This is a genomic window from Pseudarthrobacter sp. RHLT1-30-1 (assembly GCF_059383415.1).
Window position 1 is genome coordinate 102,483 of the sequence record NZ_JBWZCG010000012.1, and the last position, 24,211, is coordinate 126,693.

A 24,211-nucleotide genomic window follows, 5' to 3' on the forward strand; every position below is an offset into this window, starting at 1 on the left:
CCGCCGGTTATCGAAGTATCCTGCTGCGGGAATAGACTGGAAGAATTAACGGGTTCGGAGAGGTGCTCCATTGGAAGAACGTTCGACGCCGGTGCCATCAGCGCCGGCGGATCAGGCTCCAGGCCAGGGTTCACAGACTGGTGTGGTGGCTTCCGGACGCGCCGAACCGCCGGTCCCTGTGGACAGTTCCGGCGCACGCCCCACGTTTCCCGGCCGCCGCGAGCGGACCCGCTCCCGGCTTGCCCGGCTGACCGGTCGCGGCGCACCCGCCTATTCGCCGATTCTTGAACCGCTGCTGCGTACCGTGCGCGCCAACAACCCCAAAGAGGACTTTGACCTCATCCAGCGCGCCTTCATCGTGGCGGAGACCTGCCACCGCGGGCAAAAGCGCAAGAGCGGCGATCCCTACATCACGCATCCGGTGGCGGTGGCCACCATCCTGGCCGAGCTGGGGCTCAGCGGGACCACCCTGGCGGCGGCGCTGCTGCACGACACCGTGGAGGACACCTCCTACACCCTGCATGACCTGAAGGCCGAGTTCGGGGCCGAAGTCGCCATGCTGGTTGACGGCGTCACCAAGCTGGACAAAGTCAGCTTCGGCGAGGCCGCGCAGTCGGAGACGGTGCGCAAGATGGTCGTCGCGATGGCCAAGGACATCCGGGTCCTGATGATCAAGCTGGCCGACCGGCTGCACAACGCCCGGACCTGGCGATTCGTCTCGGCCGAGTCCTCGGCGCGCAAGGCCCGGGAAACCCTGGAAATCTTCGCCCCGCTGGCGCACCGGCTGGGCATGAACACCATCAAATGGGAACTGGAAGACCTGTCCTTCGCGGCCCTGTACCCGAAGGTCTACGAGGAAATCGTGCGGATGGTGGGGGACCGGACCCCGGAGCGCGAAAAGAACCTCGCCGTCATCCGGGACCAGATCACCGAGGACCTGCGCGAGGCCAAAATCAAGGCCACGATCACGGGCCGGCCGAAGCATTATTACTCCATCTACCAGAAGATGATCGTTCGGGACAAGGACTTCGACGACATCAACGACCTGATGGGTGTCCGGGTCCTGGTCGACTCGGTCCGGGACTGTTACGCGGCGCTGGGGGCCATGCACTCGCGCTGGAACCCCCTGCCGGGGCGGTTCAAGGACTACATCGCGATGCCCAAGTTCAACATGTACCAGTCGCTGCACACCACGGTGATCGGCCCGGGCGGCAAACCTGTGGAGATCCAGATCCGCACCCACGAGATGCACCGCCGCGCCGAATACGGCGTCGCCGCGCACTGGAAATACAAGGACCAGCCGAACCGCACGGCGGCCGGGCCGGGAAGCCCGCGCGACGGCGACATGGGCTGGCTCCGGTCCCTGGTGGACTGGCAGCAGGAAACCTCCGACCCCGGCGAGTTCCTGGATTCGCTGCGCTTCGAAATCAATGCCCGGGAAGTGTTCGTCTTCACCCCCAAGGGCGAGGTGATGGCGCTGCCCGCTGGTTCCACGCCCGTGGACTTCGCCTACGCCGTCCACACCGAGGTGGGCCACCGGACCATCGGTGCCCGGGTCAACGGCAAGCTCGTCCCGCTCAACAGCGAACTCAACCACGGCGACTGGGTGGAGATCTTCACCTCCAAGGCCGAGGGCGCCGGGCCCAGCCAGGACTGGCAGCACTTCGTCAAGAGTGCCCGGGCCCGCAACAAAATCCGGCAATGGTTCAGCAAGGAACGACGCGAGGAGTCGATCGACCGCGGCAAGGAACTGCTGACCAAGGCGATGCGCAAGCAGAACCTGCCGCTGCAGCGCCTGATGACGCATGACGCCCTCGCAGCGATTGCCGAAGACTTCAAGTACGTCGACATTTCCGGTCTCTATGCCGGCGTGGGTGACGGGCACACTTCCGCCCAGTCCGTCATGGAACGCCTCGTCGAAAGCCTCGGCGGCAATGACACCCCGGAGGACGACCTCAGCGAGGTGTCCATCCCCACCCAGGTCACTAAAACCCGGTACTCCGATTCCGGTGTTGTGGTGCGCGGCGTGGACGATGTCTGGGTCAAGCTCGCCCGCTGCTGCACGCCGGTGCCGCCTGACCCGATCCTGGGGTTCGTGACCCGCGGCTCGGGCGTCTCCGTACACCGGACGGACTGCACCAACGTCAGCGGACTGCTGGAGCAGCCGGACCGGATCGTCGAGGTCGAATGGGCGCCGACGCAGGCGAGCGTTTTCCTGGTCGAGATCCAGGTCGAAGCCCTCGACCGGAAGTCCCTGCTCTCGGACGTCACCCGGATCCTGTCGGAGAACCACGTCAATATCCTGGCGGCCAGTGTGCACACGTCCACGGACCGGGTGGCCATCTCGAAGTTCGCCTTCGAGATGGGCGACCCCAAGTACCTGAGCCACGTCCTGAGCGCTGTCCGCCGCATCGACGGTGTCTTTGACGTCTACCGCACCACTGGCAACCGGCGGCGCAGCTGACGTCCCCGTCCGGGGGACCGGCAGCCGGGTTCCTGCCTTAGGGCGCCGGACCGGCCTGCAGATATTCGAGCTTCGTCAGGGCAGCCTTCTTATACGGCACCCTCGGTGAGGCCTCCACAGCCACGATAAGAAGCCGCAGACGCAGACCCAGTTCGGGCTTGCCCAGCAGCGCCCGCAACGTCGGTACAGCCCGTTCGGGCTCCACGTGCAGGGCGATGTCCACTGAGGTCCGCAGCGGGCTGGAGACCATCAGCCCACCCAGGCTCACGACATCGGACGGACCCAGCCGCACTTCGTGGAGGGTGCAGCCGCGGGTGGACCGGAGGCTGGAAATCCGCCGGCTGGAATCCACCAGCAGCGCGAGCCGGTCCGGTTCGTCGGCGCACCCGTAGATCCACGCTGCCGTCATCCTGCCTGCGACGACGCGCTGGCGGATGGCCGGACGAATGAGGATGGACGCTGCGCGGGCGCGAAGCTGCGGAGTAGGCCGGGTCCCGGGAGGCAGGTAGCCGCGCTGGTAGAGCTGGGTCAGCACGCCGTCGGACGCCATCGCCTGCAGCTCAGGCCAGGAGAACAGCGCTCCGGGGGAGTACAGCTCCGGCGCGTCCGGGCCTTGAACAATGACCATAGGCCCATCGTGACCGGTCCGCGGAAAAGCCGACAGGCCCCGCACCGGTCATGTGGATAAAACCGGTGCGGGGCCTGCGCTAAACAGCCTGCTGCTCGTTGCCTGGCGGTTAGGAGAGCTCGCTCGCTGACTTCTCGAGCTGTTCCAGCCACGCTTCACGGGCCTCGAGGGCCTCCTTGGCGGCCTTGATCTTGCGCTCGTCGCCGGCCTTCTCCGCCTTGGTGAGGTCATCGCGGAGTCCGGTGATGGCGGACTCCAGCTGGGTCAGCGCGCTGTTAGTGCGTGCCTTCGTCTCCGGGTTGGACCGCTTCCAGTTCTCGTCTTCGGCATGCCGGACGGCGTCTTCGACCTTCCGCAGACCGGCTTCGACACGTCCCATGTCGGCGCGGGGGACCTTGCCGGCCTCTTCCCAGCGGTCACGGATGGACTGCAGGGCTTTCTTGGTGGCAGCGAGGTCCTTGATCGGAAGCAACTCGCTGGCTTCTGCCAGCAGGGCTTCCTTGACCGTCAGGTTGGCGCCGTATTCCTGGTCGATCTCGTCATTGGCTGCCTGGCGGTGCGTGAAGAACACGTCCTGGGCGGCGCGGAAACGTGCCCAGAGGGCATCGTCGTCCTTGCGGCTGGCGCGCGGGGACGCCTTCCACTCATCCATCAGGCGGCGGTATTCGCCGGCGGCAAAGCCCCAATCGGTCGAGGAGGACAACGCTTCCGCCTCGGCGATCAGCTTCTCCTTGACGGCTTTGGCGGCCGAGTTGGTGCTGTCCAGCTGGGAGAAGTAGGCGCGGCGGTGGCGGTCAAAGACCGTGCGGGCGGCCCGGAAGCGCTTCCAGAGGGCGTCCTCGTTGCTCCGGCCAAGCCTGACACCGCTCTTCTGGGCGGTCTTCCAGCTCTCGAACAGGTCGTTCATCCGGGCGCTGGAGGTTTTCCACTGGATCTGGGCCGGGTCGTGGCCGGCGATCTCTTCGGCCTCGGCGACGATGGCCTCGCGGGCGGACAATTCTGCGGCGCGGACGGCGTCGTGTTCGGCCTTCTCGGCCTTTTCAAGGTCGGAGATCTGCGTGGACAGGGCGTCCAGGCGGGTCTCGGCGGAGCGAAGATTGCCCACCATGTTGCGCTCGGCAAGCTGCTCGCGCAGGTGCGTGACGGTCTTCTGCATGTCCGTGGTGGGCGCCTTGGAGCTGACGCGCTGTTCCAGCAGGAGGATCTGCGCAACGATGTCGTCGAATTTCCGGGCGAAGTAGCCGAGGGCTTCGTCATCGCTGACACCCGGGTACTGGCCGACGGGGTGTTCCTCGCCATCGACGGTCAGGAACACGTGACCATCGCCTTCAACGCGGCCCCAGCGTGCGGCTTCGGCCAGCGACGCGGCAGAGGACAACGATGCGGGCGCGGCGGCCGGAGCGGCCGCTGAGGGCTTGGCCTTCGGCCGGGCAGCAAACGCTGCCGGTGATGGTGCGGGTCGGGCAGCGGCGGGTGCCGCGGGGGCAGGATCAGCGGCGGGAGTGGCCTCGTCGGCCGCAGGAACCTCCGCGGCCGGGGCCTCGGGCGCTGCTTCGTCAGCGGGAGCGCTGGCCGGAGCATCAGGAGCGCCGGCGGGAGTGGCCTCAGCGGCCGCAGGAATCTCGGCGGCCGGGGCCTCGGGCGCTTCGGCTGCCTCGGGCGTCCCGGTGCCGGCCTCGGGGTCGGCCGTTACGGCCTCCGGCTGCGGCTCGGTTGCCGTTTCCGGCGTCGCGTCGGGGGGAGTGCCGGTCGCCTGAGCTGTCACCGAAGCCTCGGCTTCGGTCTCGTTGGCAGCTGCTGCTGACACTGTTTCGTCGGATTTCTGACTGTCTGTCACCGCTAGAAGTCTTTCGCTTGGAGGGAAATACCGGGGCCATGCCCACAAGGGCTACGGCTGGTTACTTCAGAGAGAACGAGTCTATCGTGACTGGTTCCGCGGGAGCGCCGTCTGTGGCGTTATCACCCGGTTTTAGTCCGGCGGCCGCAATATTTGCCACCACATCCAGGCCCGAGGTCACCTTGCCGACTACGGAGTAGCCGCCGGCGGCGTCGGCCGGGATGACGGTGTCCTTGTACACAATGAAGAACTGGGTGCCGTTGCCGTAGGCGTTTCCGCTGCTCCGGGCGACGGCGATGGTCCCGGCCGGGTAGTTGCTGTCCGCCGGGGTGTTTTCCAGCGGACCCCAGGTGTAGCTCGGATCGCTGCTTCCGTCGCCGGCCTTGGAACCGCACTGCAGCACACCGAACGTCTCGCCCGTGGTGAGCCGGTGGCAGTTGAGCCCGGCGTAGAAGTTCTGGTCCGCGAGGGACTTGAAGACGGCGGCAGCCTGGGGCGCCTTGGTACCGTCCAGTTCGACGCCGAGTGTGCCGGTGTTGAGCTTCAGTTCGCCGGTGAAGGTCTGGCCGGCCGCTGTTTCCGGTTTGGGGATGTTGTCGGCGTTGCCGGGGGTGGCCGGCGGCGTGGCGGAGGGGGTGGTCAGCCCGGCCTGGACGGCGGCATATTCGTCCTCGGTGGGATCGTCGGAGAACACCGTCAGCTGCAGCACCAGCGCCAGGACGACCGCGGCCGTTCCGGCGCCAATGGCGAGGACGTTGTCGCGCTTCCGCCGTTTGTCCTGCTCTTTGCGAAGCTCGCGCTTTGCCTCCATTTGCTGGATGCGCCGCTTGGCGTCGCGGGCACTCCGTGAACTGGCCGCCAAAAGTCCTCCTGGGGTAGGGCCGGAACCGGGACAGTGCCAGGGCACCGTCGCAGGTCCAGCGGTAACGCTGGCGGCAGTCCGGCCTAATCCGGCCGCGCCCGGCCGCATTAGAAGATGCGGGCGCGGAAAGCATAAACTGACTGCCGCACACAGTTTATGCATGACCGGCCTGTCTGCCGCCCAACTGATCCCGTTTCGGACGTCCCGTTTCGGCCGCGGCGCGGCGCAGAAGTCTCCGGCCCGTTACCTGAGGAGAAATTCCACCATGGCACGCACCGCCTCCCTGTCCGGATTCCCCGAGTGGCTTCCCGAGGAGCGGCTGGTGGAACTGCATGTGCTGGACACGCTGCGCCGCGTCTTCGAACTCCATGGCTTTTCCTCGATTGAAACCCGTGCGGTGGAGACGGTCGGGCAGCTGCTGCGCAAGGGGGAGATCGACAAAGAGGTGTACGGGCTGAGCCGGCTCCAGGACGACGACGACACCGCCGGCGGAACTGCAGCAGCCACTGCAGCAGACACGGCAACAGGAACGGCGACATCGCACAAGGCCGATCCGCACGCCCTGGCCCTGCACTTTGACCTCACCGTGCCGTTCGCCCGGTACGTCGTCGAAAACGCCGGCTACCTGGCCTTCCCGTTCCGCCGCTACCAGATCCAGAAGGTCTGGCGCGGCGAGCGTCCGCAGGAAGGCCGCGCCCGCGAGTTCACCCAGGCGGACATCGACATCGTCGGCGACGGCGACCTGCCCTTCCGTTACGACGTTGAGATCGCGCTGGTCATCGCGGAGGCTCTCAGCGCCCTGCCGATCCCGGACTTCCTGCTCCGGATCAACAACCGCAAGCTGGCCGAGGGCTTTTACAACGGCATCGGGCTCACCGACACCGCCGGGGTGCTGCGCAGCATCGACAAGCTCGAGAAGATCGGCGCCGCCAAGGTGGCCGAGCTGCTCAAGTCCGAGCTCGGAGCCACCGACGAACAGGCCCAGGCCGCCCTTAAGCTGGCTTCGATCCGGACCGGGGACACTTCCTTCGTGGCGCAGGTCCGCGCCCTGGGCGTCAGTAATGAACTGCTCGAGGAGGGCCTGGCCGAACTGGAGCAGGTCATCGCGGCCGCGGTCCAGCGCGCGCCGGGCAAGGTCGTCGCGGACCTCAGCATCGCCCGTGGCCTGGACTACTACACGGGAACCGTGGTGGAAACCGTTCTGGTGGGCCACGAACAGCTCGGCTCGATCTGCTCCGGCGGACGCTACGACGCCCTGGCCAGCAAGGGCAACCGCAAGTTCCCCGGCGTCGGGCTCTCCATCGGCGTAACCCGGCTGGTCTCCCGGATCCTCAGCCAGGACCTCGCCAGAGCGACCCGGGCCGTGCCGACCGCCGTGCTGGTGGCGCTGAACAGCGATGACAGCTGGGGTGCGGCGCAGGACGTCGCCGCGGAGCTGCGCGGCCGCGGGATCGCGACCGAGGTGGCGGCGAAGGCCGAGAAGTTCGGCAAGCAGATCAAATTCGCCGACCGCCGCGGCATCCCCTTTGTCTGGTTCACCGACGACGACGGCAGGCACCAGGTCAAGGACATCCGCTCCGGCGAACAGATCGACGCCGACCCGGCCAGCTGGGCGCCGGCGGCGGACGACCTGCACGTCCGGGTCCTCAAGGCCTAAGCCCTCACGGCCTAACCGGCGGCTTTCCGCAGCCGCCGCCGCAGTACAACAAAGCGGCCCGCCACGCCCACGGACAGCACCGCCGCCATGCCCAGCACTGAGGCCGGCGGCAGCATCACGGCCAGGAGCAGGCAGCCGGCGAAGCCCAGCGCATTGAGCCAGCGGGGCGCGTGCCAGGGTCGCGCGGACAAGGTGAACGCGGCGGCGTTCGTCACCGCGTAGTAGACCAGCACGCCGAAACTGGAGAAGCCCACGACGGTCAGCACGTTGGACGTCAGCAGCAGCACAATGACGGCGGCGGCGACAGCCAGCTCGGCCAGGAACGGAACCGAATGCGCGCCGCCCACCCGGGCGAGCGGGGACGGCAGGTCGCGTTCCCGCGCCATCGCCATCGCGGTCCGGCCCACGCCGGTGATCAGTGCCAGCAGGGCGCCGAGGCAGGCGGCGGCCGCGCCCGCCTGGACGAACGGGGCGCCGGCGCTGAGCCGCGAACTGGCGACGGCGTCGAGCAGCGGCGCCGCCGACCCGGCCAGCTGCTCCGCCGGCAGGTGCCACTGCAGCAGCAGCGCCAGCCCGAAGTAGATCACGAAGGCGCCCGCCAGCGCCGCGAGGATGGCCCGCGGAATGGTCCGGGTGGGGTCCTTGACTTCCTCGCCCAGCGTCGCGATCCGGGCATACCCGGCGAAGGCAAAGAACATCAGCCCGGCCGCGGGCAGCACGCCCCAGCCGCCCGCCGCAGCGCCGGCCGCGGCACCGGCGGCGCCGGCTGCACCGTCGGATGAAGGATGCGGCCCCAGGATCGCGGCGGCCGTTACGAAGGCGAGCGTGGCGAGCACCACGCCCAGCAGGATCCGGGTCAGCAGCGCGGTCCGGGTGATGCCGAGCAGGTTCACGCCGGTCAGGACCACGACGGCGGCCACCGCCAGCGGCGTCGCGAAGTCCGGCGCCAGGTAGTGGCCGAAAGTCAGGGCCATCGCCGCGCAGGACGCCGTCTTGCCGGTCACAAAGCCCCAGCCCGCAAGGAAGCCCGGCCATTCGCCCAGCCGGTTCCGCCCATAGACGTAGGTCCCGCCACTGGACGGGTAGATGGCGGCCAGCTGGGCGGAGGCCACCGCGTTGCAGTACGCGATGAGGCCCGCCAGTGCCACCGCGACGGGCAGCAGGGGACCGGACAGCGCAGCCGCCGGTGCGAAGACCACAAAAACTCCGGCGCCCAGCATGGAGCCGAGCCCGATCGCGGTGGAATCGAGGACGCCCAGCCGTCGCTGCAGCTGCCCGGGGGTGCTGCGGTCGGCTGACGCCTTGCTCTGATGCCGGCTTGCCATGGCGGGAGGTGCCTTTCCAACGGGTAAACTCGAACGGGATCGTTCCAGTAGCGATCCTAGTGAACTTGAGTATTGCTTTCCCTCAGTCTTCTTCAGAAAGGCGTGCTGTGCTGCGCACACATGACCTCGGATCCCTTCGTTCCGAGCACATTGGACAAACCGTAACCCTCGCAGGCTGGGTCGGCCGGCGTCGTGACCACGGTGGTGTCGCCTTCGTTGACCTGCGTGACGCGTCGGGCGTGTCCCAGGTGGTCGTCCGTGAAGAGGAAGTCTTCCACGGCCTGCGCAACGAATACGTGCTGCAGATCGTGGGCACCGTCTCCCGGCGGCCCGAGGGCAACGAGAACCCGGCGCTGGCCACCGGAGAGATCGAGGTCATGGCCGATAAGGTCACCATCCTCAATACTTCCGAGCCGCTGCCGTTCCAGATCGACGAGCACGTCGAGGTCGGCGAGGAAGCCCGCCTGAAGCACCGCTACCTGGACCTTCGCCGCCCCGGCCCCGCCCGCAACCTGCGCCTGCGCTCGGAGGCCAACCGCGTGGCCCGCGAACTGCTCCACCAGGACGGCTACGTTGAGATCGAAACCCCCACGCTGACGCGCTCGACGCCGGAAGGCGCCCGCGACTTTGTGGTCCCGGCACGCCTGGCGCCGGGTTCCTGGTACGCGCTGCCGCAGTCCCCGCAGCTGTTCAAACAGCTCCTGCAGGTCGGCGGCTTCGAAAAGTACTACCAGATCGCCCGCTGCTACCGCGATGAGGACTTCCGCGCGGACCGCCAGCCGGAGTTCACCCAGCTCGACATCGAAGCCAGCTTCGTCGAGCAGGACGACATCATCCGCCTCGGCGAAAGCATCGTCAAGGCACTGTGGAAGCTGATCGACGTCGAAATTCCGACGCCGATCCAGCGCATCACCTACCACGACGCGATGGCCCGCTTCGGCTCGGACAAGCCGGACCTGCGCTTCGGGCTGGAGCTCACCGAACTCACCGAATTCTTCAAGGACACCAATTTCGGCGTCTTCAAGGCACCCTACGTCGGCGCCGTCGTGATGCCCGGCGGTGCCTCGCAGGCCCGCCGCGCGCTCGACGCCTGGCAGGAATGGGCCAAGCAGCGCGGCGCCAAGGGCCTGGCGTACGTCCTGTACAAGGAGGACGGCGAACTCACCGGCCCGGTGGCCAAGAACCTCACCGACACCGAGCGCGCCGGCCTCGCCGGGGCCGTCGGCGCCAAGCCGGGCGACTGCATCTTCTTCGCCGCGGGCGAGAAGTCACCGTCCCGCGCCCTGCTCGGTGCCGCACGCGTGGAGATCGGCCACCGCACCGGCCTGATCAACCCGAGTGACTGGGCCTTCTGCTGGGTCGTGGACGCCCCGATGTTCGAACCGGCAGCAGCGGCCGTCGCGTCCGGCGACGTCGCCGTCGGTGCCGGGCAGTGGACCGCCGTGCACCACGCGTTCACCTCACCCAAGCCCGAGTTCATGGACAGCTTCGACAAGGATCCCGAAGCCGCGCTGTCCTACGCCTACGACATCGTCTGCAACGGCAACGAAATCGGCGGCGGCTCGATCCGTATCCACCAGAGCGATATCCAGGAACGGGTCTTCGAACTGATGGGGCTGGACAAGGCGGACGCCCAGACCAAGTTCGGCTTCCTGCTCGAGGGCTTCAAGTTCGGCGCGCCTCCGCACGGCGGCATCGCCTTCGGCTGGGACCGCGTGGTCGCACTGCTGGCCGGCGTCGAGTCCATCCGCGACGTCATCGCGTTCCCGAAGACCGGCAACGGCTTCGACCCGCTGACCCAGGCTCCCGCCCCGATCACGGCGCAGCAGCGCAAGGAAGCCGGAGTCGACTTCAAGCCGGAAGCCAAGAAGGCGGCACCGTCGAAGGCAGAGGACGGCAAGGCGGCCGGGGACGGTAGCAAGTAGCCTGACTTAGCAGCAGCAACGGCTCTCCGGGAATCCGGGGGGCCGTTGCTGTCACAAAATGGTGCTGGACGGAAGGGGACCCTGATGGGAGCGGAACCGATCACCGGGCTTGAGCCGCTGATGGATGCCGCGTGGCCAGCCGCCGAGCGGCAGGAGTCCGGCGGCTGGGTGCTCCGCGCCTCGTCGGGCGTGACACAACGGGCCAACTCCGTCTGGCCCCGCGAGCCCGGGACCGATCCGCATACGCTGCTCGCCGCGCTCCGGGAAGCACGCCTCTGGTACCGGAACCGGCGGCTGCCGCTGATCTTTCAGGTCTTCGAGGACCCGAGGTACGTTCCGCTCAACGCCGTACTGGACCAGGAAGGCTTCACCCGGCAGTCCGAAACACTGGTGCTGGTGCGCGACGGCGGCAGCGGATCCTTCGACGCAGAAACCGGGGCCGATTCCGGCGTCGAGATCTCCGCCAACCCCTCGGCGGAGTGGCTGCGGCTGTGGTGGAGCGTGGACGGTCGCGGCGACGACACTACTCTTGACGTCGCCCGCGGGATCCTGGAACGCTGTCCCTCGCTGTACGCCCTGGTGCGCGACGACGCCGGCCGGCCCGCCGCCGTCGGGCGCCTCGCTCTTCCTCCCGGCGGGGCCAGCGGGACGGGCGGGCTGTACTGCATGGCGACCAGCCCTCAGGCCCGGCGGCTCGGCCATGCCACCCGGATCCTGCGGGGCCTGCTGCGGGAAGGGGACGCCCGGGGCGTCAGCAGCTACTGGCTGCTGGTGATGGCTTCCAATCCCGGGGCCCGGGAACTCTACGCCGGTGCCGGATTCACGGAAGCTGGCCGGTACCTTTACCGGCAGGAACGGCCCAAACGGCACCTCACGGGGTGCTGAAACGGCGCCTGCCGCCCCCGAGCGGATCGGGGGCGGCAAGTGCCGTCGGGTGCTTCGGAGCGGACGCGCTAGCTGCCTTCCGTTTCGTAGTGCGGGCCGAGCCAGGGCGCTGCGGTCAGTTCCCCGTCGGGGCGCCGGGCCGCGGCCGGCGGCACTCCGGAGGCTGCGGCGGGGGCGGGGCACACCCCGGAGCCCTGCACCCCGGAGCCCGGCACCCCGGACCCGTGCAAGCCGAGGGCCGGCACCCCGGACCCGTGCAAGCCGAGGGCCTGCATCCCGTACCCGTGCAAGCCGAGGGCCTGCACCCCGGCCACCTGAACTGGCCAGTGGCGCGGGAAGCGGCTGTGGCGTCTGATTCTGGACATCCGGTCTCCTCAGTGTCGGGCGGTCAGGGAAGCTGCAGTGCCGGCCGGGCCGGCTGCTGCTGGGCGGCGAGTGTCTCGTGGGCGAGCAGTTCCTGGGCAAGCAGTTCCTCGGCAAGCAGCTCCCGGCGCCGGGCAGTGCCGGCCAGGTACGGTGCGCCCAGTTCCCCGATCGGGGTCCTGAACGTCTCGCGGGAGAAGTACACCGAGGCGGCCGCAATCAGCATGCAGACCGTGGCGAAAACGGCCACGGGAATCCAGCCGGTGATGCCGGGGGCCAGCAGCAGGCCGGCGATCATCGGGCCGAAACCTGCCAGAACGAGTCCCAGCTGGTTTCCCATCGCCATGCCGGTGTAGCGCACGGGGGCGGCGAACTGCTCGGCGAAGAACGAGGGCCAGATGCCGTTGAACCCCGAGTACAGCACCGTCATGTTCAGGAAAGCGGCCAGGAAGACCAGCACGATGTTGCCCGAGGAGAGCGACAGGAAGTACAGGAAGATCGTGACCGAGCAGCCGATTGCTGCAGTCAGCATCACCGGGCGCCGGCCGATCCGGTCCGACAGTTTCGCGGCCAGCGGCATGGCGAACATCGACAGCCCAATGGCCACGGCGTTGACGGTCAGGATCGAGGCCCGGTCAAATCCTGCGGTGGAGGTGGCGTACGCCAGTCCGAAGACCGTGAAGATGGTCTGCATCACGGACATAATGGACATCCCCACCACCCGCAGGACATCGGCGCCCTGGAACTTGAGGACTTCCTTGACCGGCATCGGGGCGACCTGCTGCTTTTCCTGCGCCTCCTCGAACACCGGGGTCTCGTCCAGGTGCGTCCGGACCCAGTAGGCGATGCCCAGCACCACAATGGAGAGCCAGAACGGGATCCGCCAGCCCCAGCTCATCATGGCTTCCTGCGGGAGGGCCGTGACCGGGATGAAGACCAGGGTGGCCAGCACCATACCGGAGGCGTAGCCGGTCATTACGAAGCTGGTGTAAAAGCCCCGTTTGCCTTCCGGGGAGTGCTCCAGGGTGAGCGTGGAGGCCCCGGCGGACTCGGCCCCGGCGGAGAAGCCTTGGGCCAGGCGGCCGGCCACCAGCAGGATCGGCGCCCAGATGCCGACTTGTTCGTAGCTGGGCAGGAAACCGATGCCCAGCGAAGCCAGGCCCATGATGCCCAGGGTGAGCAGCAGGATCTTCTTGCGCCCCAGCTTGTCCCCGAAGTGGCCCATCACCAGTCCGCCGACGGGCCGGGCCACGTAGGCGACGCCGAAGGTGGCAAAGGCCGCAACGAGTCCGAGGGCGGGGTCGGCGGACGGGAAAAACAGGTGCGGGAAGACCAGCGCGGCGGCCGTCCCGTAGATGAAGAAGTCGTAGTACTCCAGCGTGCTGCCCAGGAACGAGGCCAGGGCCGCCTTCCGCGGGGTCTTGCGTGCGGCCAGGCTGGGAGCGGGTGCAGTGTGCATGGGGATCTCCTTAGGACAACGTTGTCTTAGCGGCAGCCGGCGGGGTATCCCCGAGGTGGAAGTCCACCGCGAGGATCTGCTGGCTGTTGGGGAATGAGTAGGCCTTGAGCGGCTCGTGCAGCGGATGGGTGTTGTACACCGCGATGTCCTCGACCTTCTCGAAGTCCGCCACGATGGCGTAATCGAAGGACCGCTCGGTGTTGAGCAGGTCCGGGCCGTGAGTCAGGCTGAGCATGCCGGGGATGTTCCCGGTCATCTTGTTGAGCCCGGCAATCCAGGCCTGCTTGTCGGCGGGCGGGAACTCCGGTTTGAACTTGAAAAGTACTGTGTGGCGGATCATCTCAGGCACTCACCAGTTCAGCGCTGGCCTCGGCAGTGGCGGCGGTTTCGGCGGGTGCTTCGGCGGGTGCTTCGGCGGAGGCCGGGGAACCGGAGACGAAAGCGGGATCCGCGCCGGCGATGGTGCGGCCGGCGAGGTAGCCCATCGTCATGATCGGGCCGAGGGTGGCACCGGCGCCGGGGTAGCCCGCGGCGTAGGCGTTTTCGGTGGTGTTGCCGGCGGCGTAGAGGCCCTCGATGGGGCGGTTGTCGACGTCCAGGACGCGGGCCCGGCCGTCGGTGGCGACGCCACCGTTGGTGCCGAAGGCGCCGTTGACCACTTCCAGGGCATAGAACGGTCCGGCCTGCAGCGGGCCCAGGGACGGGTTCGGGTGCGGGTTGTTGTCGTCGCCCCAGTATTTGTCGTAGGCGCTTTCGCCGCGGCCGAAGTCGGGGTCTTCGCCCTTGAGCGCGTATTCGTTGAACCGCGCCACCGTCGCACTGAGGTTTTCGGCGGGGACATTGATCTTGGCCGCGAGTTCCGCCAGGGTTGCCGCCTCGGTCAGGTAGGCAGGGGTGGGCTGCCCGGCGCGGTGGGCCAGGATGCCGTAGCGCTCCAGGTAGGCGTGGTCGACGATTACGTGCGCGGGGGTGTTGAGTGTCTGGTTCCGGGGCGAATCCCAGGACTGCAGGCTCCGGGCCAAGTCGTTGTAGTTCTGGGATTCGTTGGCGAAGCGGCGGCCGTGCCGGTTGACCATCAGGGATCCGGGGCCCTGCCGCTCGAAGCGGAGCAGGGTTCCGATCGGCTGTCCGTCGCGGGTGTCGCCGGTGACGGACATCGGGGCCCACCAGGCCTCACGGGTGCCGCGGGTCTGGCCGCCGATCCGCTGGGACATCCGCAGCCCGTCGCCGGTGTTCGAGGGCGGCGAGCACATCGTGTGCAGCCGCGAGGCGAGCATCGAGTCGGCCAGCGCCTTGTCCCATTCGAAGCCGCCCGTGGCGAGCACCACGCCGTCGTTCGCCTGGAAAACTTCGCCGGATTCGAGTTCGACGCCGGTGACCCGGCTGCCGCCGGTGAGCAGCCGGTGTCCGCGGGCGCCGGTGACCAGGGCTGCGCCGTCGCGGACCAGGCTGGCCAGGAGCATGGACACGAGGGCCTGGCCTTTGGCGACGAGCCCGTCGGCCTGGCGCTGGTTGAGGTCGTCCCAGGGGAACCTGGTGAAGGCGCCCCAGCTTTCGTATTCCTGCATGGTGAACGGGGCGCGGCCGTCGGTGCGGACATGTGCGGTGAGGGCGCCGAGCGCCTTCTTGGAGTTGAACAGCTCGGGCTCGACCGTGCGGCCGCCCTCCATGGCGCCGGGCAGGTCCTGGCGGTAGTCGGGGAAGTTGTCCAGGAAGATGAAGCGGACGCCGCATTCTGCTTCGACGAAGCGGAGCATCTGGTCCCCGTAGTCCAGGGCGGCGTCCAGGAGCTCCTCCCGACCGCGTCCGCGGGCCACGGCCCGCACGTACTCGGCGGCCGCTTCCTTCGAATCGGTGATGCCGGCTTCGCGGGCGTGGTGGTTGTCGGCCACCCAGAGCATGCCGCCGGAGACGGCAGAAGTCCCGCCCAGCAGGGCGCTCTTCTCCAGGACGACGACGGATTTGCCGGCTCGGGCTGCGGTGGCCGCCGCGGTGAGGGCGCCGGCGCCAGAGCCGACGACAACGACGTCGTAGCGGTCGGATGCGGGTCCATTGACGAATTTCATGGGTGTTGCCTTTCAGGGAAGAAGAAGTTCCGACCAGGCTGCGGGGCAGCCCCCGGGAACGTGACTGGGCGGAGCGTCGGGCGGGACCTCAGACGGCGGTGTAGCCGCCGTCGATCACGAGCTCGGAGCCGGTGGTGAAACGGGATTCATCGGAGGCCAGGTACAGGACGCCGTAGGCGATTTCGTCCGGCTCGCCCTGGCGGGGAAGCGGGTTGGAGCCGACCAGTTGCTGGTAGTACAGCTCTGCGCCGATGTCGGACTGTTCGGCGGAGCGGCGGCTCATCCGGGTGTTCATGGATCCGGGGTGGATGGAGTTCACCCGGATGCCGCGGCCGCCGTAGGCGGCCGCATCGGACTTGCTCAGCAGCCGCACGGCGCCCTTCGTGGCGTGGTACAGCGGAACGTTCTTGCCGCCGGTGAGGCCGTGGATCGAGGAGAAATTCACGATGCTGCCGGCACCCTTTTCGATCATGCCCGGAACCACGTACTTGGTCATCAGCCAGACGCCCTTGACGTTGACATTGAAGATCGTGTCGAAGTCGGCGACGGAGGCGGTATGGGATGCGCCGGCGGGGCCGATGATGCCGGCGGCGTTCACCAGGATGTCCGGCGTGCCGAGGTCGTCGCTGATCCGGCGGATCGCGCGGGCGACGCTGTCCTCGCTGGTCACGTCGACGTCGTACTGGCTGATGCCGGGGTGGGTGGCGGCGGCCGGGACGCCGGCAACGTCGAGGCTGGCCACCTTGGCGCCGTGCTGGGCCAGCAGGGCGGCGGTGGCACTGCCCAGATCGCCGCGGCCGCCGGTGACGATTGCGGTCTTACCGGCCACGCGGTTCGCTGTGATGTTCATGTGGTCTGCTCCTCGTAACTCCTGCAGCCTCTTTGCTGCGTCTTAGCCAGAGTGACAGCGGGGCTGTGATGGGGACCACAGGATTGCCGATGAACGGAAAATTAACGCCTAGTAGCTCTGGCGGAGGGCGCCCTTGAGTTCGCCGCGCCAGCCCAGGGCGCGGGAGATGCCGCGTGCGGAGGCCATCAGAACCGGAACCCGGGCCGGTACGTTCTCCTCGTTCCGGGGCACCACGACGCTCAGTGCGGCGACGACGGTATTGTCCGGGCCGAAGACGGGGACGGCAATGCCGCTGGATTCCGTCACGATCACCCCGGGCATCACCGCGTAGCCCCGCTGCCGGATTTCGGCCAGGTGCCGGCGCAGCTGGGGAGGGTCGGTGAGGGTGGTTTCGGTGAACTTCGCCAGGGGCCGGGCCAGGGCGGTCTCCTGGTACTCGGACGGCGCATTGGCCAGCAGCACCAGTCCTGAGGACGTGGCGTGCAGCGGGAGGCGGCCGGCGATTTTTGTGATGTCCACAATGGTGGAATGCGAGCCGATCCGCTCGATGTACAGGACCTCATCGGAATCGAGGATACCCAGAGTCGTGGAATGCTGGACCACGGCCTGGACGTCCTCCATGAACGGCAGGGCGGCTTCCCGCAGCCCCACCATCTTGGAACCGCGCGACACCAGCTCCCACATCCGGGTCCCGATGTGCACATTGCCGCCCGGGTCCCGGTCGAGCAGACGCTCCAGCAGCAGGTCGTTGACCAGACGGTACGCGGTGGTCACGGGCAGGCCGGTGCGCCGGCCCAGTTCCGCGACGCTCATGGAGGGGTGGCGGTCGTCGAAGGCGCTGACGATCTTCACGAAGCGGCCGATGATCGACTCGCCCGACGCGGAGTTGGCCATTGATCCTCCTCAGGATTCCCGCTCAATGGTAATCCACCTCGCAGTGATCCGTGTAACCGGCTCTACTGGGGGTCAAGCATTCCACCCGGCTGCCGCAACGACGCGGGGCCGACTGAACGGAGCAAAACCATGAGTAAACCCGTCCTTTGTGATGTCCTCGTCATTGGGTCCGGTGTGGCCGGTATGGCTGCAGCGTTGAAAGCCGCCTCGCAGGGACTGAACGTGATCGTCGCGGAGAAGGAGCAGTACTTCGGCGGCACGACGGCCATCTCCGCGGGCTGGGCTTGGGTGCCCGGCAACAGGCAGGGGCTGGAACAGGGCGATACCCGCGAGGAAGCGGAGACGTACCTGCGAAGCCTGGCGCCGGAGACGTTCAACGAGACCGGGGTGCGGAACTTCCTGGACACCGTGCCCGAAGCCATCTCCTTCTTTGAGAACGAGACCGAGGTGAAGTTCACCTATCCGGAGAAGTCCCCGGACTACAAGATGGACCTGCCCGGCGCGAAACTCTCCGGCCGGGCCATCCTGCCGCAGGACGTCGACGCGCGGGTGCTGGGGGACAAGCGGCTCCTGATGCAGCCCTACCTGAGCTCCTACACCGTCTTCGGCTACATGCCGCAGGTTGGCCCGGACATCAACGAGTTCTTCCATGTGAACCAGTCGGTCAAGTCGTTTGTCTACGTTGCCAAAAAGCTGGTGCGCACCTGGGCGGACGCGGCACGCTACCAGCGCCCGGTTCTGCGGTCCAACGGCAACGCGCTGATGACCCGGATGGTGAAAAGCGCGGATGACCTCGGCGTGCGCCTCTGGAATTCCTCGCCGGCACTCTCCCTGACGAGGGGCGACGCCGGCAACATCACCGGCGCCGTCCTTGGGGGAGACCACCCGGCCACCGTGGAGGCGCGCCTGGGCCTCATCCTGGCCGCCGGCGGCTTCTCCGGCAACAAGGAACTGCGCAAGCAGTACTTCCCGCACGATCCCGACGGCGAGGACCACTTCACCCCGACCGTGGGCCACGGCGGTGACGCCGCCACCCTGGCCATCAGCGCCGGCGGGCACATCGATAATTCGGTGTTCAGCGTGGGGTCCTGGGCGCCGGTCACGGTTTTCAAATACCTCAACGGCAAAGAGCGGCTGTTCCCGCACCTGCGCGCCATCGGCCTGCCGGGCCTGATCGCCGTCGACCGCCACGGCAAGCGCTTCGGGAACGAAGCCCTCAGCTACCACGACTTCGGCGGAACCATGATCGCGCACAACAAAGACGAGGACAAAACGTTCGGGTACGTGATCGGCGATGCGAAGACGATGCACAAGTACGGCATCGGCTACGCCAAGCCCTGGCCGATGCCGCGCGGCTACTTTTACAAGACCGGATACCTCGTCAAGGGGGACACCCTGGCGGAGCTGGCCCGCAAACTCGGCATTGACGCGGCGGGCCTGGCGGCAACCGTGGCAGCGTTCAACCCGGCAGCGGAACTCGGCGAGGATCCGGCATTCGGCCGGGGCTCCACGCTGTACAACCACTTCCGTGGCGACATGGAGCACAAGCCGAACCCGAACCTGGCCCCGGTTGGCAAGGGACCGTTCTACGCAGCCAAGATCCAGATGGGCGACCTGGGCACCTTCGCCGGCATCGGCGTCAACGAACGCTCCGAAGTGACCACCGAAGAGGGAACCGCGGTGCCCGGCCTGATCGCCGTCGGCGCGGCGGCCGTCAGCGTTTTCGGCGGCGGCTACCCGGGCTACGGCTCGCACATCGGCCCGGCACTGGTCTTCGGTTACCGGGCCGGCCGGGACATCGCGAAGCTCGCGGCCGACCGGGGCATCACCCGAGTGGCCGGCGTCTGATCAGCCGACGACGGCGGACTGAGCAAGTGACTCCCGACGACGCAGGGGCCGGGGCGCGCCATGGCAAATTCCCCCTCCGGTGAATCGGTCATCAGCCGCGTCGTGCGGCTGATGAGCGCCTTCGACCGGGATCTCCCGACCATGACGCTCTCCGGCCTCGCCAGCCGCGCGCGCCTGCCCCTGACCACAGTGCACCGACTGGTCGACGATCTGGTGCTGCATGGCCTGATCGAGCGGCTGCCGGACGGAAATCTGTGTTCCGGGATGCGAATGTGGGAGCTCGCCGCCCGGGGATCGAGGGCGCTGAATCTGCGTGAAGTGGCCCTGCCGTACATGGAGGATGTCCAGGCGGCCGTGCACCAGCACACCACCCTCGCCGTGCTGGACCATGGCACCGTGCTCTACGTGGAGCGCCTCTCTTCGCCGGACTCCGCCCTGCGGGCGGCGCAAATCGCGCAGCGGATGCCGGTCCATGCCGCGTCCTCCGGGCTCGTCCTGCTCGCGTACTCAGGATCCGCGGTGCTGGAAGAGGTGCTGTCCGGCCGGCTGGAGAAGATGACCCCGGAAACCATCACGGACCCGGCCCTGATCCGGAAGCATCTGGCCGAGATCAGGCAGCGTGGCTATGTCGCTATCCCGGGGATCGGAGTGTCCGAATGGACCGGCATCGCCGTGCCGGTCTTCGGCCCTGACGGCACAGTTGCGGCTGCGCTCAATGCCATTGTTCCCAGGGGCGAAGCCGCCGTGCCTTTTACCGTTCCGGCACTTCTGACGGCAGCGCACGGGATCGCCCGCGCCCTCAAGGCGTCGGCCCCGGGTCCACGCCGGCTGTGACTGTCGGCCGCGGTGATGCTTGCAGCCCTGCAGCTACGCTCGGTCGGTTGATTCAGCGGCCGCAAGGTGCCGCAGCAGCCGGGCAGTAACCGCATGCGCGACCAGGCACGAAACAAGAACAAAAACTGCACCCGCGGCGAGGACTGCCACCGGATTCCGGCCGTCCAGGAGCAATGCACCACCGGCCAGTAAGACCGACGCCGAACCAGCCCCCCACGCCGCGGCCCGGGCCTGGCTCCGCAGGGACGGGAAGGGCACATTCCAGGCCTGCGCGAATAAGGCCACAACGGCCCCGGCCGCGGGGGCCAGGGCCATCAAGGCGCCAGCCGGCAAGCCGACGAGAACCGGGAAAATACCAATGCCGCCAGGTCCCCAGCCGACGGCGAGTTCCGGTTCGATGGCCCGTTGGATGGCCGAAACCCCGCTCACAACAGCGCCCGCCGCTGCCCCGGCCGCCGCGCCGGCAGCGATCGCCAGCAAGTAGAGCGGAAGCACCAACGATCCGAACTTCTGTCCCGCGGTTTGTGGCATGGGCCCCACCCTATTGGACAATCACTCCGGTGTCTGACACTGATGGCGCCGCGCAGGGGGCAGGAAACTGTTGGCGCCACGCAGGGGGCCGGACAGCCATTCCTCAGCCTCGAGTTGCGACCGAAGCCGCACCACAATGAGGTGCGGGTGTTCACTGATGAGGCGGGGCACGGCAGCTCTGTAATTCTTCCTGGATCTAATGGCCCAGCGCACGATGTGGTCGCGATCGGTGAGAACCGTCCAAAGCGGTGCTTCGATGTTGCCGTTCCACAGCTCTTCCCGGCTTCGCCGCCGGCGGATGGTACGCCGGAGGAGGCGGGGAAGCGTGACGCGCAGAAAAGGGAGGTCGAGCCACACCAAGGTATCGGCGCTCTCCGCGAGCAGCGGTCGCGCGGCGTCGTACTGCCACTCGGTGGTCCACGACTCCGCCCGGACCAAGGAGCGCACATCGGCGAGGAACTGAGGTCGCGGCGTCCACGCGGGTCCGTGGAAGAGCGCGTCAATCTCCGTGTGTGTGCCTCCAGTTGCGGCAGTGATCCGCCCTGCGAGCGTTGTCTTCCCCGCACCCGACACCCCGGCCACGAGCACCCGCTTCGGGGAATGTGGAAGCGGTTCGCTGTGAGAGTACATGTGTTGAGCATAGACAGGCTGGTTCGGGGGCGGCCGCCAAGGCCGTGAGAGGCGTGGCATAGCTACTGCATCCGGCCAAGCGCGCGGTGCCGGCTTTCGGTGCGGGGCTGAAAACGCTCCCAGGCTGACTGCCTGGTCATTCCCAGTGACGAGCCAATGCGCGCCCAGCTGATTCCTCTGTCGCGCGCCGTACCCACCCAGGCACTCAGCCTCTCTTCGACCTGCGAGGCGACGGCGGCGATTTCCGGAAGGTGCGCCAGTAGTTCATCATCAGTCATCTGCGCCCAGGGGGGAACTCCGGGTGCCCCATCCGTGCTGCTGAACAGATCCATGGCTGCTGCGGCACATACCTGGCAGATAGCAACACCGGGGCCCGCCACCAGGCGACGTGAGGCGACTGCCGGTCCCGCGCAGAAGCTGCACATCAAGGGGCTGTCCAAAGGCATTCCATTTTCCATGGCACTCTCCTTCTTCCACGACGTTCTCCCTCGGATGAAACGCTGACGCTGTCCAGCATACTTGACGTGTCAGGTTATTCCTGACAGATTGCCAGGCGTGGCCTTACAGCCTCAAAGCGACGCCTTGCGCCGGCTGCCGGCCGGAGAATCGCTCATGCGGCTGCGTTCTTTCCGGAAGCTGTGGATGGCCAGCGCATTCGAAGGGATCGGAGACGAGGCAAGCCGTGTCGTGACCCCGATCATTGCGGTCTCGATGCTCGGTGCCGGGGCACTGGAGGTGGGGATCATTAACGCGCTGGGGATGAGTGCATTCCTTGTCCTGGTCTGCCGATTGGCGTCTGGGTGGACCGACTCGGACGGCGCCGGTTGATGATCGCCGCGGACGTATTCCGGGCGTTGGTGGTCCTAAGCGTTCCTATGGCTTTCCTGGCCGGTGCCATGACAATCGGGCACTTGCTGGCTTGTGTAGCGTTGATCGGCGTCGGCGATGTTGTGTTCACCACCGCACATGGTGCGTTCCTCCCGTCGGTGGTGGGCCAGGGTCGGATCAGCGACGCCCATGCCCGGCTGCAGTCGGCAGCCAGCGCGGTCGCCGTCGGCTCCCCGTCCCTGACGGGGGCGCTGCTCAGTGCCACCGCCGCACCGTTTGCGCTGGTGACTGCCGGAGTCTCCTACACCCTGTCCGCACTTGCCCTCAGGAGCATCAAGGTCGTTGAAGACGTCAAACCTCCGCGGGAACACGATGGCTTCTGGCCAGCGGCCCGGGCCGGCTTGTCGTTGACCATTCATCACCCGGTGCTCAGGGGTCTTTTCCTGTCAGGAATGCTTCTCAACGCTGCCACCATGATCGGCAGCGCCGCTACGGCGGTTTACGAGCTCAACGTTCTGGGGCTCAGCCCCGCCGTTTTCGCGCTCCTCAGCACTTTTGCAGCCCTGGGCGGTCTTGCGGCCTCCTTCGCAGCACCTGCCATCCTGACACAGTTCGGCATTGGCATGACCAGGATTCTTAGTGCCCTCGCCAGCGTCCCGGCCGTCGCGCTGACGCCCCTTGCCCCGGTTCTCCCATGGTTCCCGGCTCTCTGGCTCGGGGTCTCGGCGTTCGCGTGGGCCTTCCTTGTTGTCGTCATATCCGTAGCGGGCGCCGGTATCATCCCGCGGATCGCGCCCTCCGGCGCGCTTGGCACAGTCATGGCCAGCAACAGACTCTTCGTCCTCGGAATTATGCCTGTCGCCAGTCTTGCCGGGGGCGCGGTGGCCACGTGGATCGGTGTCCAACCGGTGCTCTGGATCTGGGCACTGCTCGCCGGCGCTTCGGCTGTCCCAATCGCCCTCTCACCTATGCGGAGCTGGACAACATTCCCCGCAGGCTCCGCGAACTCGAGCCTGTGATGGTTGTGGGGTCATCGGGACCGTCGATTCTCAGGCTTACAAGAACAGGTACGTCGAGTGGCAGAAAAAGAAGGAACCGGTCCACGGCTGCTGGCTTCGGCGTTCAGGCAAACCGATCAACGGCGGCGTGGAAAGTTTGCGCTGGCGGCCCTCGACCCGGTCCTGGCCGGGAACGCAATTGTGGATGAAGAAAATCCAAGTCCGGGTCGCCGGCCGGGGCCGGCGCCCCTCGCGCTGCCGGTGGTGGTTCGTTAAAAGTGTCGCAGGTAACTGACAGTCTTGGTCCATGGATATCTCGGCCTTGAGTGTGGAGAGCAGGGAGGCCCTGGCGGCGGTCGGGGCGGCGACGGCGGCGCTGTTTGCCTTCCCGGGTGCCGGCGCGGGCGCCGGCGCTGACCGCGCTGGATCATCCGGCATTGGCGGCCCTGATCCGTTGCGGGATGATCCGATGCGGGACCGGGTGGATGGTTCCCTGGACGCGCTGGCCCTGGTGGTCGCGGTGGACGGCCCGCTGGCTGCGCTGAAGGTGCAGCTGGCCGCGGACATCGTGAAGGACACGCAGGCGCTGGCGCCCCCGGCGGCGTCGCTGCGGGACAACGCGGCGGAGGAGATGGCGGTGCGGGCGGAGATCGCGTGCCTGCTGACGGTGAGTGAAGCGGCCGCCGACGGGTTCCTTTTCCAGTGCCAGGCGCTGACGGAGAGGCTGCCGCTGACGCTCGCGGCGCTGAGGGCCGGGACGATTTCCTGGGCGCACGCGAGGGTCCTGGTGGACGAAACCACGAACCTGGACCCGACCGGCGCGGCGGCGCTGGAGGCGCACTTCCTGGACCCGGCCGCACCCAACCCGGCACGGGGCTGCCCGGCCGGGGAACTCGTCCCGGGCCGGCTGCGGGCCAAGGCCCGGACCTGGCGGGAACGCCACCACGCGGAGAGCATCGAAAAACGCCACACCAAGAGCGTCGCGGACCGGCGGGTCGAATTCCGCCCGGACACCGACGGGATGGCCTGGTTCTCCGCCTACCTCCCGGCCGATACCGCGGCGGGGATCTGGGACCGGAGCACCGCGGCCGCCCGCGCGCTGCAGGGCCCCGCCGAGGCACGCACCCTGACCCAGCTCCGCGCCGACATCGCCGCGACCTGGCTGCTCACCACCGGCCTGCCCGGCACCACCGGCACTGAGGGTGAAGGTGGGGGGGAGGGCGGGGGTGTGCCGTCGCCGCGGGCGCAGGTCCTGATCACCGTCCCGGTGATGTCCCTGCTCGGCGCGACCGAGGAACCGGCGATGCTGGACGGGTACGGGCCGATC

General features: G+C 67.7%; 22 protein-coding genes. 9 read left to right on the top strand and 13 right to left on the bottom strand.

The window, feature by feature from the left end; all coding sequences use genetic code 11:
• Positions 1-70: 70 nt before the first annotated feature.
• Positions 71-2,464: a RelA/SpoT family protein gene (locus AC50YM_RS10880; RefSeq protein ID WP_494956959.1), complete on the top strand. Its 2,394-nt coding sequence runs from the start codon at positions 71-73 to the stop codon at positions 2,462-2,464.
• Positions 2,465-2,501: 37 nt separating this feature from the next.
• On the opposite strand, the gene AC50YM_RS10885 is transcribed toward AC50YM_RS10880, so the two are convergent.
• From AC50YM_RS10885 to AC50YM_RS10895, 3 genes are all read right to left on the bottom strand, one after another.
• A complete protein-coding gene (locus AC50YM_RS10885; RefSeq protein ID WP_494956960.1) occupies positions 2,502-3,092 on the bottom strand; it encodes a hypothetical protein in 591 nt (196 codons plus the stop codon).
• A gap of 109 nt (positions 3,093-3,201) precedes the next feature.
• Complete coding sequence (locus tag AC50YM_RS10890) at positions 3,202-4,929, bottom strand: DUF349 domain-containing protein (protein ID WP_494956961.1); 1,728 nt, start codon at positions 4,927-4,929, stop codon at positions 3,202-3,204.
• Positions 4,930-4,990: 61 nt separating this feature from the next.
• Positions 4,991-5,791 (bottom strand): peptidylprolyl isomerase, encoded by an 801-nt coding sequence (locus AC50YM_RS10895; RefSeq protein WP_494956962.1) that lies wholly within the window; start codon positions 5,789-5,791, stop codon positions 4,991-4,993.
• Between the two features lie 265 nt (positions 5,792-6,056).
• Here AC50YM_RS10895 and hisS point away from each other — a divergent pair, with 265 nt between their 5' ends.
• Positions 6,057-7,448, top strand: coding sequence for a histidine--tRNA ligase (gene hisS, locus AC50YM_RS10900; RefSeq protein WP_494956963.1), 1,392 nt, complete (start codon positions 6,057-6,059; stop codon positions 7,446-7,448).
• 11 nt (positions 7,449-7,459) lie between these two features.
• On the opposite strand, the gene AC50YM_RS10905 is transcribed toward hisS, so the two are convergent.
• Positions 7,460-8,773: an APC family permease gene (locus tag AC50YM_RS10905; RefSeq protein WP_494956964.1), complete on the bottom strand. Its 1,314-nt coding sequence runs from the start codon at positions 8,771-8,773 to the stop codon at positions 7,460-7,462.
• Positions 8,774-8,880: 107 nt separating this feature from the next.
• Between AC50YM_RS10905 and aspS the strand changes: the two genes are divergently transcribed.
• Together aspS and AC50YM_RS10915 are read left to right on the top strand one after the other, a co-directional pair.
• Positions 8,881-10,698, top strand: coding sequence for an aspartate--tRNA ligase (gene aspS / locus AC50YM_RS10910; protein ID WP_494956965.1), 1,818 nt, complete (start codon positions 8,881-8,883; stop codon positions 10,696-10,698).
• A gap of 84 nt (positions 10,699-10,782) precedes the next feature.
• Positions 10,783-11,583, top strand: a complete 801-nt coding sequence (locus AC50YM_RS10915; protein WP_494956966.1) for a GNAT family N-acetyltransferase — start codon at positions 10,783-10,785, stop codon at positions 11,581-11,583.
• Positions 11,584-11,651: 68 nt separating this feature from the next.
• Here the strand turns inward: AC50YM_RS10915 and AC50YM_RS10920 are convergent, their stop codons facing one another.
• The 6 genes from AC50YM_RS10920 to AC50YM_RS10945 all read right to left on the bottom strand — a co-directional run bounded on the left by AC50YM_RS10920 (position 11,652) and on the right by AC50YM_RS10945 (position 17,215).
• Positions 11,652-11,948 carry a hypothetical protein gene (locus AC50YM_RS10920; RefSeq protein ID WP_494956967.1) on the bottom strand — a complete coding sequence of 99 codons (297 nt, stop codon included), beginning with the start codon at positions 11,946-11,948 and terminating at the stop codon, positions 11,652-11,654.
• Between the two features lie 23 nt (positions 11,949-11,971).
• Positions 11,972-13,405: an MFS transporter gene (locus AC50YM_RS10925; RefSeq protein ID WP_494956968.1), complete on the bottom strand. Its 1,434-nt coding sequence runs from the start codon at positions 13,403-13,405 to the stop codon at positions 11,972-11,974.
• Between the two features lie 10 nt (positions 13,406-13,415).
• Positions 13,416-13,745 carry a Dabb family protein gene (locus AC50YM_RS10930; protein ID WP_494956984.1) on the bottom strand — a complete coding sequence of 110 codons (330 nt, stop codon included), beginning with the start codon at positions 13,743-13,745 and terminating at the stop codon, positions 13,416-13,418.
• Position 13,746: 1 nt separating this feature from the next.
• Positions 13,747-15,471 carry a 4-oxocyclohexanecarboxylate 2-dehydrogenase gene (chcC1, locus tag AC50YM_RS10935; RefSeq protein WP_494956969.1) on the bottom strand — a complete coding sequence of 575 codons (1,725 nt, stop codon included), beginning with the start codon at positions 15,469-15,471 and terminating at the stop codon, positions 13,747-13,749.
• Positions 15,472-15,559: 88 nt separating this feature from the next.
• The gene (locus tag AC50YM_RS10940) at positions 15,560-16,321 is read right to left on the bottom strand and encodes an SDR family NAD(P)-dependent oxidoreductase (protein ID WP_494956970.1); all 762 of its coding nucleotides are present in this window, start codon (positions 16,319-16,321) and stop codon (positions 15,560-15,562) included.
• A 108-nt stretch (positions 16,322-16,429) separates the two neighbouring features.
• The gene (locus AC50YM_RS10945; protein ID WP_494956971.1) at positions 16,430-17,215 is read right to left on the bottom strand and encodes an IclR family transcriptional regulator; all 786 of its coding nucleotides are present in this window, start codon (positions 17,213-17,215) and stop codon (positions 16,430-16,432) included.
• A 129-nt stretch (positions 17,216-17,344) separates the two neighbouring features.
• Here AC50YM_RS10945 and chcC2 point away from each other — a divergent pair, with 129 nt between their 5' ends.
• Complete coding sequence (gene chcC2, locus AC50YM_RS10950) at positions 17,345-19,063, top strand: 4-oxocyclohex-2-ene-1-carboxylate 5-dehydrogenase (protein WP_494956972.1); 1,719 nt, start codon at positions 17,345-17,347, stop codon at positions 19,061-19,063.
• Between the two features lie 60 nt (positions 19,064-19,123).
• The gene (locus tag AC50YM_RS10955) at positions 19,124-19,897 is read left to right on the top strand and encodes an IclR family transcriptional regulator (protein ID WP_494956973.1); all 774 of its coding nucleotides are present in this window, start codon (positions 19,124-19,126) and stop codon (positions 19,895-19,897) included.
• 33 nt (positions 19,898-19,930) lie between these two features.
• Here the strand turns inward: AC50YM_RS10955 and AC50YM_RS10960 are convergent, their stop codons facing one another.
• The 3 genes from AC50YM_RS10960 to AC50YM_RS10970 all read right to left on the bottom strand — a co-directional run bounded on the left by AC50YM_RS10960 (position 19,931) and on the right by AC50YM_RS10970 (position 21,516).
• Complete coding sequence (locus AC50YM_RS10960; protein WP_494956974.1) at positions 19,931-20,428, bottom strand: hypothetical protein; 498 nt, start codon at positions 20,426-20,428, stop codon at positions 19,931-19,933.
• Between the two features lie 21 nt (positions 20,429-20,449).
• Positions 20,450-21,058 (bottom strand): P-loop NTPase family protein, encoded by a 609-nt coding sequence (locus tag AC50YM_RS10965; protein ID WP_494956975.1) that lies wholly within the window; start codon positions 21,056-21,058, stop codon positions 20,450-20,452.
• A gap of 62 nt (positions 21,059-21,120) precedes the next feature.
• A complete protein-coding gene (locus tag AC50YM_RS10970) occupies positions 21,121-21,516 on the bottom strand; it encodes a ClpX C4-type zinc finger protein (protein ID WP_494956976.1) in 396 nt (131 codons plus the stop codon).
• 154 nt (positions 21,517-21,670) lie between these two features.
• On the opposite strand from AC50YM_RS10970, the gene AC50YM_RS10975 reads away from it, so the two are divergent.
• From AC50YM_RS10975 to AC50YM_RS10985, 3 genes are all read left to right on the top strand, one after another.
• A complete protein-coding gene (locus AC50YM_RS10975) occupies positions 21,671-21,886 on the top strand; it encodes a hypothetical protein (RefSeq protein WP_494956977.1) in 216 nt (71 codons plus the stop codon).
• Positions 21,886-22,905 (top strand): MFS transporter, encoded by a 1,020-nt coding sequence (locus AC50YM_RS10980; protein ID WP_494956978.1) that lies wholly within the window; start codon positions 21,886-21,888, stop codon positions 22,903-22,905. The genes AC50YM_RS10975 and AC50YM_RS10980 overlap by 1 nt, the downstream gene beginning before the upstream one ends.
• Positions 22,906-23,191: 286 nt before the next feature.
• Positions 23,192-24,211, top strand: a 1,020-nt coding sequence (locus tag AC50YM_RS10985; protein WP_494956979.1) for a DUF222 domain-containing protein, incomplete at its 3' end; no start/stop codon positions are given.